A 16,563-nucleotide genomic window follows, 5' to 3' on the forward strand; every position below is an offset into this window, starting at 1 on the left:
GCAGTTTCTACTATATTTAGTTCTTATTTCAGGCTCTAGAGATCAGTGCAAAGGATGGAAAGACTGTCCTAGAACCTCAAATAAAAACTACACTTGTCCTCACCTTCAAATTAAAGATATCCATGTAACGTGTCAATCCCATTTTTGCTTTTAAATAAAATATTGTGCACCCATTACTACGTAATGATGCTAAAAAAAGAAGGCATTAACCTTCTTTTATACTATTGCCATTTCAGTCTTTCCTTTAATATCATCAATATGACTGTTTATCCAATGGGTAAAATATGCTGCTTTGTTAGCCGGATCTAAATTATTAGTGCTTCTACACTGTACTACATGACCATTCCTAACTTCAACTGTATAGAATGGTTTCTCAATGTATTTCTTTTTTCTGACAAAAAAGATAGCTTTATCCTTCTTAGCGATAGAATCCAAGTATTGAAAAACACAATGATTTAATGTTTTACCTTCAATATACAAATCATCAGATGATTTAGGTGCGACTAATACAAAGTCATCATCTAGTTCTAAATTAAAGTGCTTATTAGTTTCAAATATGATTTTCAATATTCTCTTTTTCTCTTCTTCAGCTTTGCGTTGTATTTCTATGATCTGTTTTTTCTCTTCTTCATCTCTTTGTCTTTGTATTCCGAAGTTTATAACTTCCGCAACGTATCTAGGATCCATTTCATTGACTTTTAACTTTGATTGCCATCTTAACAATGCAGTCTTATAATCTTGTGGTGGATATTGAGTAAAATCAATAACAAGCAGTACTTCTTTAAACTCTTCTTCTAGATTTTCAGGAAAAACATACTTATCTCTTGAAAAATCAAGTCCTAGTTTTTCAATGTACTTTAAATACAACTTATATATCGATAAAAAATCAATGTCAAATATTGTTTGTGTTGATTTTCTACCTTTAATATACTTAATAAACTTGTGTCTTTTAATTTCTCGATGTTCTTCCAAAAAAGGTATCCAAAACGCATGATAGTAACTTTCGTAAGTATCCAGAAACATAAACTCAGGATTATAAAATCCTTTTTCTCTAAGTTTCATTATTTGATTATAGTGCCATAGACCTTTACCTCTTAACTTGAAAAAATCTTGATATTCTTTAAAAACTTTGAAATCTATGTTTTGATAACTTGAAGCTAATTCAGTTGCAAGTCTTATATATCCTGTTTTAATAAGCATTTCTATTTGCCATAGATGATCTTTATTCAGTCGATTGTTCATCAATGGATATAAGTTAACATACTCTAACTTTGTAAAATCAATGTATTTAAACTCATCCATTTGATGTATCTGTTCTATATCATGTTTAGTAGGTCTATAATCATTTCTATAAAGCGAATTAGTCGGATGTCCATTCCAACCATATCCGTTATTTATGTTAAACCATACATAGACTCTTGTGTTTTTCCATTCAGCCTTATGATATACATGGCATGCATTATCTGATAAATCAAATAGTGCTATTGTATGAGAATTCCTTACCATAAAATACTTTGTTTCGCCTATAAATACATATTTTACTTGAATAACTCCATTATGAACATTGTAATTTGGTAAACTATCAACCAATTCGTTGACATCATACATCATATATTTATCTCTATCATCTACAATGTCTTTCCAATGTCTACTATGTGGGTAAAAATGTTTTGGGTTTTCTTGATAATGTTTATAAAGCAATTTTATTCTATTTTCAGTTAATCCAATAAAAGTTTTCCTAATTTTATCTAAGGTTAAAATCACTATTCATCTACTCCAAAATCAAATATTGATAAAGTTTCAAAACTCTTGTTTTTCTTCTCTTCTTTTTGCACTTTAACTTCTTTTTGGGATTTTGGTTTAACTGTTGTTTCATTATCAATTGATTTACCTACTTCTTTTTCTAAGACTGATTCATCTTCAATAAAATAATGAATCGCCCATCCAAATACTATTGATGGCATAATATGTCCTGATTTATTATTTAAATGATCTTTAGCTTTTCTCATGATATATGACCAACATTTTTCATATGTCTTTTTTTCATTATCTAGAGCTTTTAAGAGTTGTTCATCATTTTTAGATTTATTTTCTACATAGCTCTTAATTGCATCGATGTAGTTTTCCTTCATCATTGCATTTGTCATCATTTCTTGTTCATTCATGTTTAACACCTTTTCCTTTGCTCGGATTTAATCTTTTTATTTCAAACTTTTTTAATGCTTTACTGACTAACTGTTGGGATACATTACATTTTCTTGATATTTCACGAATAGAGTATTTTTTATCAACATACATTTTCTTTAGTTTTGTATAATTTCCTTGTCTCAAAAATGGATGTTCAATCTTGATTTTTAGTTCTCTGAGTTTTTCATAAATAGCTGGAATACTCACATAATGTCTTTCAGCTATTTGTTTAGGAGTTAGTCCATTTTCATACTGTATTCTTATAGTTTGCTCATGAAGCTCTATCTTCTTATTCATCAAGATTCACCTCATCAGTGAGCTCATAGATCCTTGAGAGTAATCTTTCAACATATTTCTTATCAGATATCTTTTGTTGATATTTCTCACCAAGTTCTATGATGCTATAGTTTGATGTGATTATCGTTAGATGCCTATGAGTTAATCGATACTGCAAGATTGGCATTAAAACTTCTGTGAAGAACCACTCGGAGTTATACTCAGCTCCAAGATCATCTATGACAAGTAAATGAGAGTTATTAAGTACTTGTATTCTAGTTTCTAGGTTATCGAAGTCCTTTGCTACTCTTGCAAAGCTAGGAGCAAATAAGAATGCTCCTTTAATGCCTCTATCAATCAGTTCATTTGTGATTGCATTAGCAAGATATGTTTTTCCAACTTGAAATTGTTTTGAGTGAATGTATAACCCACGATTTTTATCACTCTTACCATCGACAATTCCAGTTGCTAGTTTATAAGCCTTTTTGCGATTTAGTGTATCTAACTTAAAATCTGATAAAGATGCTTTTAAATCCCTGGAGTCATCACCAAAGAGTTTAATAGAGTTTTGTCTTTGGATTTCAAGCTGCTTTTCTTTGGTATCAACATAAACTATTTCAAGATATGGTTCTTTACGAAGTTTTATTGTAATCCCTGGATGCTCTTCATCTCTTAAATTTAGATAGTTAATAGCGAGCATAACATTACTTTTGTTTGTAACATCAATATCAGCTGTTTCAGGATCAGATAATACACGTTCAACAAATGATTTAAAACTATCGGTCTTCTCTTCTGACATATGGTGTAATTGTTTCTTGAGATTTTGCATTAGTAGATACCTCCTTGTTATTGTTTCTACCTTCCCATGTAATAATCTTTTGTTTCCAGTTATATACTGGTTTACCAAAACTATCTTTCCACTTACCTTCAGTGAAGAAATCGTAGAACTTTTTTGGATCTACTTTATTTTTTCTTGCTGTACAGTAATCAATGACATCCTGAAGTTTTGGTGGTATGAATTTTTTATCTTTTTTTGAAGAATCTAAATTTTTATTAATGATGATTTCTTGTTTAGGCTCTTCTATATCTTTACTTATCTTTACTTTACTTATCTTTACTTTACTTATCTTTACTTGTGTCAACCGTTGGTTGCCATTTGGTAAACCATCACCATAATCAAACAAATCTTTAGCTTCATCTGTTTCTATTAATTTCATTGTGTAAGCCTTGTTATCCTGTAAATCAAGCATTGCTAATTCATCTTGATATACAGTAGGTTTATATCGATCATAGCGAAGAAGATTGTGAATTCTCCAATGTTTTATTACAATGACACCTGATTCAAAATGATATAAAAACTTCTTGTCAATTAGTAAAGTAAAGTCATTATTTGCAGCACCAGTTTTCTTTATGATAGATCTCCAATTGTTTACAAATCCATCATTATCTGCAGAACTTATAAAATGAAAATATAGTGCTTGTGTTGATAGAGGCATATCAAGAAATGCATCACTATCTGTAATTTGATCGTTAAACATAGATCTAGCCATTATTTTTGCTCCTTTAGCATTTTCTTGATGTCACAAACCACTTGGTTATCAATGAAATGGATCTCTTTGTCAAGTTCTCGGATTTCTACATAACCTTCTTTTACTGCTTGATTAATATGTTTCATGACTAAATCACGTTTTTTATGAGTAGTGTTTTGAATAATAAACATTTGCCCATTTTCATGAACAACAACAGGTACACCATGAATTAAAGTCGCATACTTGAATCCAGGAAAGTCAAGTGGTTTATATTCAGGCATTTCTTTTAGTGTTGATATGTCTTTAATAACTGGAACTCCTACTTTTCTTGTTTGAAATGCTTTCTCAGATTTTTCGTTATTTTCATTTTGGATGTCTAGTTTCATGGATTTGTTTATTTCTAGTGCTTTTTTATAATCAGCTTGTGATGGTCCGCTAGCAACGATCACAGTTTTCTCTTTATTTTCCATCATCAATCACCTCATATCTAGTGTAGTCACCATTTTTTTTAAGTTTGTAGATACATACAATGTCTCTTTTAAATACTTCTCCACCGTGAAAATGAATCCTATCTGGCTTATTTAGATTCATAACTTGCTGAACTCTTAATTCAGTTTCTTTTCCAATTGTGAATAAAGTTCCAGCCAGATCTCCAACTTCTAGTAAGTCTAAAATATTATCGCTGGTTTTTTTCACTCTATTCATATCAATTGATAGAGTGCATATTAAACCACCAATCAAAGCATTTTCTTTAGGATAATCAAGATAACAAACATAATTATCAGGCATTTCCCATTTTTCAGGGCACTCTTCATACTTATTATTTGTATCTATAATTTCATTGTTATCTAGCAATACAAATCTTTTTAACTTAATCTCTTTTTTCATGGATTTTTCCATCCTTTCGTTTTCTCTTGAAAAATGTTACATAACACCGTAAAAACTGTCAATTTTTTTATAATAATGCTTAAAACCTACTTAACAGCCATGTAACGTTATTTTGTAACTCTTAATCTTTTAATACCTTTTAAAAAATGTTACCGTACAGTCAATTCTCGTAAAATCACTGTTTTTTATAAAAATAAACATGCTGAGTTTCCTCTCCTTTATTGATGTCAAATCTTAGAACTTCTGTGCCTTTATTTATGTCTTCAATGTCATCGTTCCATTCTCCATCATACCAATGCTCATAACCCAATGCTGAAGCATATCCGTAAATCATAGCTTCAACTTCTTCTAATGATATTACTTCTTCAGCAATGACAGTTTTAACTTCTTGATAATAAGTACCAGCATTTGCCTTAAATCCCTTTTCGACAATTACTTTATATACACAATTGCTGCAAAGATCATCAGTTACCCAATGGCATCCACCAGGACAAGCATGTATATCAGTGCATCCACATTCTTTACAAGTTCTGATATCAATTGGTGGGTCAAATATATAATCATGCTCTTCAGCTAGCAACATCTCAAGAATATTGTTAATCTCTTCTTCAGTTTTTTCATACTGAATCATATCTTGTTGTGATAGCTTTCCGTTTCTATGGTAGTCATCACTCAGTAGCATGTATACATGGATTTTACCTAAAATCTTTTCTACTATTTCTAGGAAATTACTAACATCAGTATGATCTGTTGTATCGTTCATCTTATCTTTTAATTCTTTTGTCATTATCACTTTAGGTATAATAAAATCTAATTGTTCAAATGTATCTTTAGAGATTATATTAGTTTGATTAATTAGTTCTTTAATTTTTTCTATCTTATTCATTTTTGAACCTCAACTTTCGTTAGACCACCGAAATCATCTCCAGCTTCTAAAATCATTTCATCTATGCAAACTTTCAACCAAGTTTTTAAGCTTTTATTTTCTGACCATCCAAATTCATCACTTAAATCGATTCTATTGAGTTTTTTTCTTAACTCCTTAAGTCTCTCAAGTGTGACTCCGCTTTCAATTTCATTGTTGATTTCTTTTAATATTTGATTATTTGGTTTTTTCATTTTTCTACCTCTTTAGCTTTTGACGTATAGTGCTTATAAACAAAGTCGTGACTGCTTCCATCAAAATTATCATATTCATCAAATAAGTCATTATCATATATGTAGTCTTGTAATAATTGCTCATAATCATCATCTTGAAACCCATCATTGTAAGTTCCTTTACCATATAAATCAAGTTCCTCTGCTAAATATTCTGCTTCTTTATGTATTCTAAATGTGTATATTTCACCACCATCTTTATTTACTTGACAAATATGTTCGTCACCAATGTTTATGGTTTTCCCACTAAACATACAACGATATTTTTTTCTTGCTTTTACCATTTTACTGCTTATGTTTTCTACCATTTGTTTTTCCTCACTCTATTCTTACACCCAAGACAAGAACATACTGTCCTTTATCCTGGTTATCATAAACAAGCATTCGCTTTTCTTTTGCAACATAAATCTTATCTACAACCTCAAGATCAAATGGTTTTAATCCAATACATGAGAATGCAGTTTCCATTTCTTTCTTGTTAAAATAAATGCCATTAGCAATATAATATGGGTTTTTAAACGGTTTGATTTCAAATCTAATGTCAGTTACCTTTTCAAGTTTATCTTGACTTGGTTTGATTGATTTCAAATCTGGATAGTTACCTGAAAGTATCTTTCCATTCATTAAACTGACAACAAATTCTTCATCGACTTTTCTTGAATTCTTTTCTATGATAAGAACATATGAATTTGTATATAGGATCTCATCATCTCTGTAACATAGACCTTGTAATATAGGTCTTGAAGCTGCTCCTTTAGCAAGCCTCTTTAATTTTTCTAAATACATAAAACGTTCCTTCCTTTGCTCGGATTTTTTTATTTTAATTTTTTGTGAAGCTGTTCTATTATTTTTTTCAACTTGTCATCAGATAGTATTTGTACCTCTTCTGATTTGTAGCCATATCCAATCAAGAAGGCTATCATTTTTTCTCTATTCAACTTGAAATTTCCTCCTTTCTTTTTTGGTTTGAAAAATGTTACATAACCACTGAAACTGTCAATTTTTTTATGTTTGTGATTTGCTCTTTGTTGTGCTGATATGTGCAAAAACTTATAAAAATATTTTACCGTAATAGATTTTCTCGTAAAACTCGTACTTTTTAGTGTATAATGAAAACAAAAACAAGGGGTGGATTTATGACTGAAACCATGCAAGCTGCTTTAATTGGTGCAGCTATTGCTATTGCTGGTGGTGTGCTAACTAACTTAGGTTTGTATGCATCTAAAATCTTTGATTATTTTGCTAATAAGAAAAAACTTAGAAGAGAACGATCTGAAGAGGTTTTATCGGAACTATGCATTCTTTCAAATGAGTTTTATAGAAAATCTTGCTATTGTGCTGAAATATCTGAAGGTAATTATCCAGATAAAGAAAGAATTGATTCAAGAACTGTTTACTCACCTCTCATGTATCTAGGTGTGGTACGCAATGCTTTAGATGATTATATGAAAGTTTGTTCTAGTGCAAAAATTAAAGTTACTAACAAAACCATATTAGCTGATATCTATGAGTTAAACCTTATTTCTGAAAAATTGGTAACTTACTTAAATGAGAACATTAAAATTGGAAATAAGAGAATATCAATGTCAGGATTTTCTAAATATACAGATGATTTAATAGTACAGCAAGAAAAATTAAACACATCAATTAGGTCTTATTTAAAATAAACTATTTCCATCTATTCTTAAGTAGAATAAACAAAATTATTTCTAGAATATATACAATTACTGATCCACAAATAATTCCTACAACAAATCCTGGATCATAATTAATAACATAGAATATGATAGATACAACTATTAATAGCATTATCAATATAATGATTTTTTTCATTTATCTGTCCTTTCAAACAAATTTAGGAGGTATACTATGGATTTAACTTTAAGCATTATTAATTTAGTGATTACTTTGGGTATTGCCGTTTCTCAATTTTTTCTTTATAAAAAAGTAAATGATTATGAAACAATAAACAAAACGAAGTCAGAAAACAGTAAAATATTATTTAGTAAAAAACTTACTGTATATGAAGGTGTTGTTTCTATAATTAGAAAAATAGAACACTGTCAAGCATTAGTCATTTCTTATCAAACTGAGATTCAACAAAGTTCAGAACTTCCAACGCTAGTCAGTGATAAATTATCAGAAATAAACAAACTATCAAACGAGTTAGATGCGTTTATTTGGGATCATATAATCTATTTTCCTGAAGAACTTATTGAGAAATGTTTAGCGTATAGGACCATCATTAATTTTTTTACTGAGTCAATTCATTTTAAATATAAATATAATAAAAAAATGAAAATAAGTGAAATGTTGGAAAAGTACATTCATGTCGGTAACAACATTAACCCAAAGATTCTCAAAATCATAGAAGTAACTTTTGATTATCATGAAGATGAGGATGACCCTGAATATGTTTATCAGTTTTCATATCTATCAAGATCAATGTATGATTTAACATCTGATATCACAGAAGACATTAATCTATTTATTGCTGACAACACATTATAACTTCTTATGAGCCCCACCAATTTATGTATCAGTTCTAGACTTTTCTGCATCATCGATACCACACATGACATATCTCATGGTGACATTATATGAATCGTGATTATATATCTTAATTTCCCACTTATTAAAATTTAGGAGGTATAACATGTTTACCATTTTTTTAAACGAATCAAATGTCTTTTTATATTTATCATTTACCTTAGGTGATTACATCAGTTATTTTTTTGATGTCGTTTCAACTTTTTTATTGAGTAATGTATTACAGATTATAACTTTATTTGTAACAGTTTATATTGCTGCAGCTCAACTTAGGCTCAAAAAGAAACTAACTTCAGATAGTTATCCACAAGCAGTTAAAATTGAAGCTAGTAAAATAATAATAGAAAAGCAATTTTTGATAAATGATAAAATAATAGAAATTTTTAATGATAATATTAACCATTTGAATGATTTGAAAGACCTTAATAAATTTAGTCAATTAGACAACAAACTCAAAAAATGTGAAATTTCTATTACAAAAAGCGATGATTTCATAACGCTAAACCAGCAATATATAAGACCAAAAATTAGAAATTTATGCGATGATTTCTTGATAAAATGTAGTAATCTTATAGATGAATATAAGAAGTTAAATGAAGAAAAGTATAATCAAGTTTTCAAAAACTATGTAAATAATAGTGTTTTAGATAGAGATATAAATAGTAGTGAAGAACCGATCATAGAGAAATATAATTTTCATATTCTTGCTATAATGGATCTATATGATATATTTAATGAAATAGTTGTTGAGTTTCAATTGTTTGTTGCTAAACTCAATTTATTATTTGGTGTTGATGATTTTATTAATGAACTTTTATAACATATTATGACTAACTATTTTTTATGTGCACCACCAATGTATGTATCAGTTCTAGACTTCTCAGCATCATCGATACCCCACATGACATATCTCTTGGTGACATCATATGAATCATGATTATACATCTTCATGAGTGTTTCTGGTCTACCACCATTAAGCATGAAATGATATCCAAAGGTTTTTCTTAATCCATGCATACCAACTACGAAATAGATCCCTACAGCTTCACAAGAATTTGTGATAACTGCATGTGCTCTTTGTCTTGTTATTGGATTAGAGTAGTTCTTTCCATCTTGTTTCTTCTTTTGGCCCATGAACATGTAATCATATTCTGATAGACCATTTCTTTCGACATATTCTTTAATATCCTGGTGAAGATTTTTATTCATTTTAAAGTTTTGCATCTTCCCAGTTTTGTTTTCTTTGATTTGAACATAACCTTTAATAACATCAAATACTCTGAGCTGTAAAAGATCTTCGGCTCTGAATGCTGTATTGATACCAAGTAGACACATCATCCAGTTGCGGTCTGCTTGGTATCTTTTTACTTCTGTCTTAGCGTGTTCACGTTCTGATAGTAAGTAATACATCAATCTTTCAATGTCTTTTGGATCTTTAATTGGTTTTGTTTCCTTTTGACCATCAAAGAACTTAATTCTTCTAGCCACTGTATCACCTCAATATTTAAGTTTAAAACTATTTGAATAGTTTTCTTGATATAACATAGCCATAAGCACATTAGAACTTAATATGCTTTAAATAGAGAATGATAGCACGTTCTTCTAATGGAAATGGACTAATCATAATTTCATCATTATCTATACCAATGATTTCTCTAAATGCTATATCTTGATAACCAACATGTAATCTTTCACTATCTGCTGTCTTAATTTGAACTTTAGCAATTCTAGTTTTATTAAGCTGCAGTATTCTTATAAGTCCATGATCTCTAATGATTTCCCAATTACCAGGATTATCAATAAAGAGTTTTCTATCATGGTCATTCTTTAGTGTCTTAGCCATGACACACCATCTTATAACTTAGCAAAGTCATCTTTTGTTGCGACTCTTCTTTCATCTGCTGTTGCATGTCTTCTTTCTACTCGTTTAAGTTCACTGTTGCAATCGCCATCAATCATGATGGATATCATTAGCAACTCAACATAGAAGATGCAAAGAAATGCAAGTATTAATACTAGATGAATAAACTCCATTTCAACACTTTTGAAAAACACATATGTTAAGAATCCCCCTACAGATATTAATGCGACTAATAGGATAAAAAACATCGCTCTAACGTACTTCATTTTAAGATATCCTCAAAGAGTTTCTTCTCTTGCTCTTCTAAAGCAATACCATATTTAAGAATAAGTTTTTGTGCCTTATCTAATAATGCTTCGATGTAAGTTTGTCTATCTTTATCAACATCATAAACATGATTTATTCTATTGAATATTTGAGGTGGTTCATCAGCTGGATTCATATCTGATATGATTGGATTATCTTTAGATGGATCTCCAGCTCTTTCAAATGAACTTCTCTTTTTAACATCATCTTCAACTTTCTTAGCTTCTTTGATAATGGCTTTTGATGATAATGGATCTTCTTTGATTTCTTTTGCTTTCTTGATTGTTGTGATACCACTTGGATCTGCATATTGGAAACTAAAGTTTTTATAGTCTTTACGTTCCTTTAAGATATTGCATAATGTAGCTTGTGTTGTTTTAACATACTTTGCAGCTTCAGTTTGAGTTTTACACTCTTTAATTTTCCCAGTGGTTTTATTAATAACTAATATAGGTCTTCTTTTACCTTTCATGATAGATTTCTCCTTTGATTTTTTGTTTAATGTGAAATTCTTTCCATATGGATTATACATATCTTCCATAAACGCATTCCATATGACATCAAGTGTGTTTTCGTTGATGCCTAACTTGTTTCCACGATCATAAAGTATTCTTTTGATGTTTCTTCTAGGTAGTTTGTCTTTTTTGAGTAAATCATAAAGAGTGTTCGCAAACTCTTTTATCTTCTTAACATCCATATTAGAATGGTAGACTACCAAAATGAACAATACTTGATGCTTGATCTGCAGTAATATAAATGTATGATTGTGGATGATAATGTATTCCAATTGCATTTAAGCTAACTGGATTGATTGAGAAATAATTGTTAATATGAAGCATCTTTAGATCTTTGCCTTTTAGATATTTAACCAGGGTTTCTTTATCTATTGCTAAATCATTTAAAAGTTCCTGGATTGTTTCATCATCACAGGATTCAAAATGTTCATATTTCATTGTTGATGTTTCACTTACACGAAACCATCCAACTATTTTTCCTTGTCCATCTGGCTTTGCTTTTGTCTCATAAACAAAGGCTGTATAAGGCATTTTTAATTTAGGAAGTCTAGTACGTACTTCTTTAGTCTTTAGTGATGCTTCTATTTTTCTTGTATATTCAGGTTTAATAGGATAAATAACAGCATAGTTTTCCATATGTTATTGTCCTTTCTGTTGATTTAAAGTATAATAATATTGCAGTTTTCCTTTGCTCGGGCTTAACTGCTTGACATCTTAACTATTTGTTAAGGTGTCTTTTCTTTTTAGCTTTCTTTTGGTAATAATCATCAATGTGTTTTAATTGTCTTTGAAAATTCTTAATCTTGTGATGCAACCAATGAGTCAGACTTCCATAGCCAGCTTTTCTAAAGTTTTCTTTTGTAAGAAGTTCTTTATAGGCTTTTGGAAGTCTAACGTGTACATGATAGTACTCATAATCATCTGGGACATTGAACTTAGTATTCTTTCGTTTAATTAGTTGGATATCTTTTTTGTTATAAATCTCAAGTCGATCTGATTCTAAAACTTCTTCAATATCATCCATCATTTTAGGTGTTGGTATGACATCATAGTTTTCAAGTAAGCTTAGAATCATTGTGCTTGTGTTTAATGCTATTGCTAAATCAGATTGTCGATATCCTTTCTTTCTTCTTAGGATCTTTAAATTCATAAGTTAAGATATTTGTCTAGTGTTTCGTAACGATGGAAGTCATTTCCGGTACGTGCACACCATTCTCTAAATCTTTCATGTTCTTTTGGATCTATGTCCCAATTGATCCCTTTGATTTGTTCTTCTGAATAATGGTGTTTATCTCTTAATGTCTTTTCAACACTTTGGATTAACTGATTGATTTCAGTATTCTTTATACTTTTTATTTGTTCAGTATCTCTTAGCACTCCATAAAATAAATGGATCTCTTTTAATTGTCTCTGAGTAGTTTCTATCAGATCCACTGCTTTTTGGTTGTCCCCCTCATTGGTTTTGTTCTTGTTTTTTAACATAGTTTTTCTCCTTTGCTCTTGTTCAAACTTTTCGCAAAAATCTGCGAAATCTTCTGGGTCTCTACTGCTTACTTTTAACCCCAGTTCAACTAATCTAATTTTTTGGTACTCTGTTAATTGAAACTTCATGGGATACTCCTTTGCTCTTTGAAATTGATTTCTACTTCTCGAATAAATAATTTAAATCTTGATTGTCTAACTCTGCTGCAATCTTTTTTGCTTCATCAAACTTTAACTCTGTTTTGCCGTTAAGTTTAGAAGAAACTGTCATAATATTAATTCCAAGTAAGTTAGCGAGTTTTCTTCGTGTAATGCCTTTTCTTTTCAACTCAGCTTCTAGATTTCTATAAAGCATGATTTCCCTCCTTTATGTTTACGCAACTGCGTATTTTAATGCTATTATAAACTCAGTATCGTCCATTGTCAACCTTATAGCGTAAATTTTATGTGTTTTTATATGCTTTTTATACGATACAGCGTATTTTTTATTGTTTTTATCATAAATAAGTGGTAAAATGTGAATAAAGTGAGGTGTACAAAATGACCACTGAAAATAAGTTAAAAGATTTTATATTGAATAATTATAAGAGTTTGAGAGACTTCTCTATTAAATGCGATATTCCATATACAACTGTTGTTAGCGTCATAAATAGAGGAATCGATAGAGCTGGAATTAACACTATAAAAAATATTTGCAACTGCTTAAGTATTGATATAAATGCTTTAGCAAAAGGAGAGATAGTTACATTGAATCACATCAATCAAATTGGTGATGATTTTGTAATGAAGTACAATATCCTAAATGATGAAGGCAAAGAAAGAATGGAACTCTATTTGAATGATTTACTAACTTCTTATAAGTTCACTAGTGATGATGATAAAAAAAAATAAGATAGGATTCTATCTTATTAATATGCTTTTTGGAAAGGGTGAGATATTTGAATAGAGCTGTTATTTATGCAAGATATAGTTCTGATAAACAAAATGAACAATCAATTGAAAGTCAATTAAGAGTATGTAAAGACTATGCTAAAAAGAACAAACTTAATGTAGTAGGAATCTATATAGATCGTGCTCAATCTGGTAAATATGATGATCGAATAGAGTTCTCAAAGATGATGAGAGATTCAGGCAAAGATTTATTCGATTATATAATCATATACAAACTGGATAGATTTTCTAGAAATAAATACGATTCAGCTGTTCACAATCATACCTTAAAGAAAAATGGGATAAAAAGATTATCAGCTATGGAAAATATTACTGAAGGTCCTGAAGGAATTCTCATGGAGTCTATACTTGAAGGTATGGCTGAATATTACTCATTAGAACTTGAGCAAAAAGTTCGTAGAGGAATTAAAGAAAATCTACTTAATGGGAAATCTATAGGTGGACATAAGGTTTATGGCTACTCCACTGCTAATCATAAACACATAGTAAATGAATCTGAAGCTATTATTGTAAGGAAAATATTCGAATTATATATTAATGGGAAAACCGCTAAAGAAATTGTATCTGAAATTAACATGCTTGGTCATAATCTAAATATGAATAGAGTCTATAGAATGTTAAAAAACACAAAATACATAGGGGTGTATGAACATTCCGGAGTAGTTTATTCAAATATATATCCGAGAATAGTTGATGATAAATCTTTTTATAAAGTACAATCATTAATGAGTAAAAATAAAAAAGCTCCTGCAGCTAAAAAGGCACGAGTACCTTATCACCTTACAGGAAAAATGTTTTGTTCAAAATGTGGAAGACCAATGATTGCTGACTCTACTAATAAGTCTGACAAAATATATCATTATTATTCATGTAACAAAAATAGATCGATTCAACAAAAATGTAGCACTAATAGAATATCTAAGATGCAAATAGAGACTCTTATAGCCAATAAGATTATTAATAATATTTTTACAGATAAGCATTTCAATGAATTAATTAAAGATAGCATTGAGTCATACAATAAAAACATTGATGATGATAGTAAAATCAAGTCTTTAGAACAAAATCTCAAACGTACAAAAAAACAAATCACCAATATCATCGAGTCAATAAAAGATGGCTTGTCTTCTAAAACACTTTTGCAAGAACTATCTAAACTTGAGAATGAAGTTGAAATATTACAAGATGAAATATATAAAGAAAATCTTCTAAAACCTCAAAGAATTGATGATCGTAGGTTATTCTATATGATTAATAAACATTTAGAGTCTATGGATATAAATGAGATTAACGAATATGTTTTAGATGCTTTTTTAACAAATGTCATCTATGATGATGAATCAGTTACGATATTTATTAACTTTTTTAAAGAAAACAAAGTCACCATAGGTATGGATGAATTAAAAAGTTCGATTTCATACCTAAAAGGTGCACCATTTAATTATGACACCATAAGGTGTTTTTTTTATATTTTCTCTTCTAAATCTACGGGACATTCATAAATATGAAATGGTAATTTTTTATGTAAAATCTCCATATTTTTATAATAATCTAAAATAGGTTCGAATATCCATGATTGTTCTGTTGGGAAGTTTTCTTTGTTTGCCAAAAAGGCATCATTATATGCTATATGTGTCACATGCTTAGCTTTTTTATTTAAGTAAATTCGTTGTTTTTCATTGATTTTATGATTTTGTCTTTTTTCAATTTTTTCTAATAATTGATAAGCTTTTTCAACACGATGATTAAAATAATGATAAATGACAATATCATATGCCATCATTAATCCATGTTCAGTTCTTAAATAATTTGTGACAGGTAGTTTTTGGATCATATGATCAATGTCTTCATCTATGGGCTGAGATTCATAAATGATACCTTCAATGTAATTGATTAACAATGTGGTGTGAAATATATCTGTCTTCATCTTATGTTCTTTTATGAGTGATTTTGATTTTTCCCATAAAAACATAGAAAATGTTTGATCTTGATTCAATCTAAAGCCAACATATTGACTTATTTGAATATATCTGAATAATGCATCTTCTTTTAGTTTTTTATATGCTATAAAATCACCGTATATGGATTGGGTATGCAGTCTAAACGTATAAATATATAAAACACTAAGCATGGTTGTAAACAAATTAAATACAGATATAAATCCAATCCAACCATATTGTGTTGACCAAATCATACTTATGATAAAGATGATATTTGTTAATCCCATAAAACTGATAGTTACAATCGGTGCCGAAATTAAAGCATTTGCAAATTTTTTAGTGACTTCATTATAGGTTTCTTCATCTCCAATTAAATCTAAATCAGGTACAACCAAACCACCTAACAACACCCATAACTTGGGCATTATTTTAAATCGCCACCCTTTTTTAGATTTATAAAAAACAAACATGGTTAAATAGATTGCACGTAATTTCACCTTTTGAACTGCAAACGCTATAAAATGACCTAGCTCATGTAATGTCAATGTAACATAGAACGCTAACACTAAATAAACAGGCCATAACCACCATTGAACAGTCGATAAACCTAAAACAAGTTGTTTCCATATACCTACATAAACAAGGAGCGTAAAAAAAACACCAATGAAAAATGAAGCAATTAAAAAGTATAAGATACCATATTTTTTCATCATGAACTCCTTGTCATTTTTTTAAAAAATTATGCAAAAAAACAATCAAAAACGCTTGACAGTATATAAAAATTTTGCTATCATTAAATAGCACGAACAAGTGGGCGTCGTATAATGGTTATTACACGTGCTTGCCAAGCATGAAATGGGGGTCCGATTCCCCTCGCCCGCTCCATAAGCATTGAATAAGCTATGCAAAAGCATAGCTTT

General features: G+C 29.6%; 26 protein-coding genes and 1 tRNA gene. 6 read left to right on the plus strand and 21 right to left on the minus strand.

The features are described from left to right. Positions 1-216: 216 nt before the first annotated feature. The 12 genes from BK011_06740 to BK011_06795 all read right to left on the minus strand — a co-directional run bounded on the left by BK011_06740 (position 217) and on the right by BK011_06795 (position 7,084). Complete coding sequence (locus BK011_06740; protein ID AUD65400.1) at positions 217-1,764, minus strand: hypothetical protein; 1,548 nt, start codon at positions 1,762-1,764, stop codon at positions 217-219. Continuing rightward, the gene (locus BK011_06745; GenBank protein AUD65401.1) at positions 1,764-2,165 is read right to left on the minus strand and encodes a hypothetical protein; all 402 of its coding nucleotides are present in this window, start codon (positions 2,163-2,165) and stop codon (positions 1,764-1,766) included. Before BK011_06745 ends, BK011_06740 begins: the two co-directional genes overlap by 1 nt. Beyond that, the gene (locus BK011_06750) at positions 2,158-2,484 is read right to left on the minus strand and encodes a hypothetical protein (GenBank protein ID AUD65402.1); all 327 of its coding nucleotides are present in this window, start codon (positions 2,482-2,484) and stop codon (positions 2,158-2,160) included. Before BK011_06750 ends, BK011_06745 begins: the two co-directional genes overlap by 8 nt. After that, entirely contained in the window at positions 2,477-3,292 is an 816-nt protein-coding gene (locus BK011_06755) for a hypothetical protein (protein AUD65403.1), read from the minus strand. Before BK011_06755 ends, BK011_06750 begins: the two co-directional genes overlap by 8 nt. Next, positions 3,240-4,013 carry a hypothetical protein gene (locus tag BK011_06760; protein AUD65404.1) on the minus strand — a complete coding sequence of 258 codons (774 nt, stop codon included), beginning with the start codon at positions 4,011-4,013 and terminating at the stop codon, positions 3,240-3,242. Before BK011_06760 ends, BK011_06755 begins: the two co-directional genes overlap by 53 nt. Then, entirely contained in the window at positions 4,013-4,462 is a 450-nt protein-coding gene (locus tag BK011_06765) for a hypothetical protein (GenBank protein AUD65405.1), read from the minus strand. Before BK011_06765 ends, BK011_06760 begins: the two co-directional genes overlap by 1 nt. Beyond that, positions 4,452-4,880, minus strand: a complete 429-nt coding sequence (locus tag BK011_06770; GenBank protein ID AUD65406.1) for a hypothetical protein — start codon at positions 4,878-4,880, stop codon at positions 4,452-4,454. Before BK011_06770 ends, BK011_06765 begins: the two co-directional genes overlap by 11 nt. A gap of 175 nt (positions 4,881-5,055) precedes the next feature. Continuing rightward, a complete protein-coding gene (locus BK011_06775) occupies positions 5,056-5,766 on the minus strand; it encodes a hypothetical protein (GenBank protein AUD65407.1) in 711 nt (236 codons plus the stop codon). Then, on the minus strand, positions 5,763-5,999 hold the full coding sequence (locus BK011_06780) for a hypothetical protein (protein ID AUD65408.1): 237 nt from the start codon (positions 5,997-5,999) through the stop codon (positions 5,763-5,765). Before BK011_06780 ends, BK011_06775 begins: the two co-directional genes overlap by 4 nt. Then, the gene (locus BK011_06785) at positions 5,996-6,346 is read right to left on the minus strand and encodes a hypothetical protein (protein AUD65409.1); all 351 of its coding nucleotides are present in this window, start codon (positions 6,344-6,346) and stop codon (positions 5,996-5,998) included. Before BK011_06785 ends, BK011_06780 begins: the two co-directional genes overlap by 4 nt. Positions 6,347-6,356: 10 nt before the next feature. Further along, entirely contained in the window at positions 6,357-6,824 is a 468-nt protein-coding gene (locus BK011_06790) for a hypothetical protein (protein AUD65410.1), read from the minus strand. 29 nt (positions 6,825-6,853) lie between these two features. Then, positions 6,854-7,084, minus strand: coding sequence for a hypothetical protein (locus BK011_06795; protein AUD65411.1), 231 nt, complete (start codon positions 7,082-7,084; stop codon positions 6,854-6,856). A 90-nt stretch (positions 7,085-7,174) separates the two neighbouring features. Here BK011_06795 and BK011_06800 point away from each other — a divergent pair, with 90 nt between their 5' ends. The 3 genes from BK011_06800 to BK011_06810 all read left to right on the plus strand — a co-directional run bounded on the left by BK011_06800 (position 7,175) and on the right by BK011_06810 (position 9,408). Continuing rightward, on the plus strand, positions 7,175-7,705 hold the full coding sequence (locus BK011_06800) for a hypothetical protein (GenBank protein AUD65412.1): 531 nt from the start codon (positions 7,175-7,177) through the stop codon (positions 7,703-7,705). A 202-nt stretch (positions 7,706-7,907) separates the two neighbouring features. Then, a complete protein-coding gene (locus BK011_06805; protein AUD65413.1) occupies positions 7,908-8,549 on the plus strand; it encodes a hypothetical protein in 642 nt (213 codons plus the stop codon). A gap of 145 nt (positions 8,550-8,694) precedes the next feature. Continuing rightward, positions 8,695-9,408, plus strand: a complete 714-nt coding sequence (locus BK011_06810) for a hypothetical protein (GenBank protein AUD65414.1) — start codon at positions 8,695-8,697, stop codon at positions 9,406-9,408. Between the two features lie 14 nt (positions 9,409-9,422). Here the strand turns inward: BK011_06810 and BK011_06815 are convergent, their stop codons facing one another. The 8 genes from BK011_06815 to BK011_06850 form a co-directional block, all read right to left on the minus strand. After that, on the minus strand, positions 9,423-10,076 hold the full coding sequence (locus BK011_06815) for a hypothetical protein (protein AUD65415.1): 654 nt from the start codon (positions 10,074-10,076) through the stop codon (positions 9,423-9,425). A 70-nt stretch (positions 10,077-10,146) separates the two neighbouring features. Next, complete coding sequence (locus BK011_06820) at positions 10,147-10,431, minus strand: hypothetical protein (GenBank protein ID AUD65416.1); 285 nt, start codon at positions 10,429-10,431, stop codon at positions 10,147-10,149. 11 nt (positions 10,432-10,442) lie between these two features. Next, entirely contained in the window at positions 10,443-10,715 is a 273-nt protein-coding gene (locus tag BK011_06825) for a hypothetical protein (GenBank protein ID AUD65417.1), read from the minus strand. After that, on the minus strand, positions 10,712-11,452 hold the full coding sequence (locus tag BK011_06830; protein AUD65418.1) for a hypothetical protein: 741 nt from the start codon (positions 11,450-11,452) through the stop codon (positions 10,712-10,714). The genes BK011_06825 and BK011_06830 overlap by 4 nt, the downstream gene beginning before the upstream one ends. 1 nt (position 11,453) lies before the next feature. After that, positions 11,454-11,906 carry a hypothetical protein gene (locus BK011_06835; GenBank protein ID AUD65419.1) on the minus strand — a complete coding sequence of 151 codons (453 nt, stop codon included), beginning with the start codon at positions 11,904-11,906 and terminating at the stop codon, positions 11,454-11,456. A gap of 82 nt (positions 11,907-11,988) precedes the next feature. Beyond that, the gene (locus BK011_06840) at positions 11,989-12,420 is read right to left on the minus strand and encodes a hypothetical protein (GenBank protein ID AUD65420.1); all 432 of its coding nucleotides are present in this window, start codon (positions 12,418-12,420) and stop codon (positions 11,989-11,991) included. Next, complete coding sequence (locus BK011_06845) at positions 12,417-12,881, minus strand: hypothetical protein (protein ID AUD65421.1); 465 nt, start codon at positions 12,879-12,881, stop codon at positions 12,417-12,419. Before BK011_06845 ends, BK011_06840 begins: the two co-directional genes overlap by 4 nt. 31 nt (positions 12,882-12,912) lie before the next feature. After that, positions 12,913-13,107, minus strand: a complete 195-nt coding sequence (locus BK011_06850; protein AUD65422.1) for a hypothetical protein — start codon at positions 13,105-13,107, stop codon at positions 12,913-12,915. A gap of 185 nt (positions 13,108-13,292) precedes the next feature. On the opposite strand from BK011_06850, the gene BK011_06855 reads away from it, so the two are divergent. Both BK011_06855 and BK011_06860 read left to right on the plus strand, forming a co-directional pair. Further along, complete coding sequence (locus tag BK011_06855; protein AUD65423.1) at positions 13,293-13,643, plus strand: hypothetical protein; 351 nt, start codon at positions 13,293-13,295, stop codon at positions 13,641-13,643. A gap of 47 nt (positions 13,644-13,690) precedes the next feature. After that, positions 13,691-15,205 (plus strand): hypothetical protein, encoded by a 1,515-nt coding sequence (locus BK011_06860; protein ID AUD65424.1) that lies wholly within the window; start codon positions 13,691-13,693, stop codon positions 15,203-15,205. On the opposite strand, the gene BK011_06865 is transcribed toward BK011_06860, so the two are convergent. Further along, positions 15,169-16,353 (minus strand): hypothetical protein, encoded by a 1,185-nt coding sequence (locus tag BK011_06865; protein AUD65425.1) that lies wholly within the window; start codon positions 16,351-16,353, stop codon positions 15,169-15,171. The genes BK011_06860 and BK011_06865 overlap by 37 nt on opposite strands. Positions 16,354-16,453: 100 nt before the next feature. Here BK011_06865 and BK011_06870 point away from each other — a divergent pair. After that, positions 16,454-16,528: transfer RNA gene (locus tag BK011_06870), tRNA-Gly, on the plus strand. Positions 16,529-16,563 lie beyond the last annotated feature (35 nt).

The sequence above is a fragment of the Tenericutes bacterium MZ-XQ genome (assembly GCA_002838205.1).
Lineage (GTDB): Bacteria > Bacillota_I > Bacilli_A > Acholeplasmatales > Acholeplasmataceae > Mariniplasma.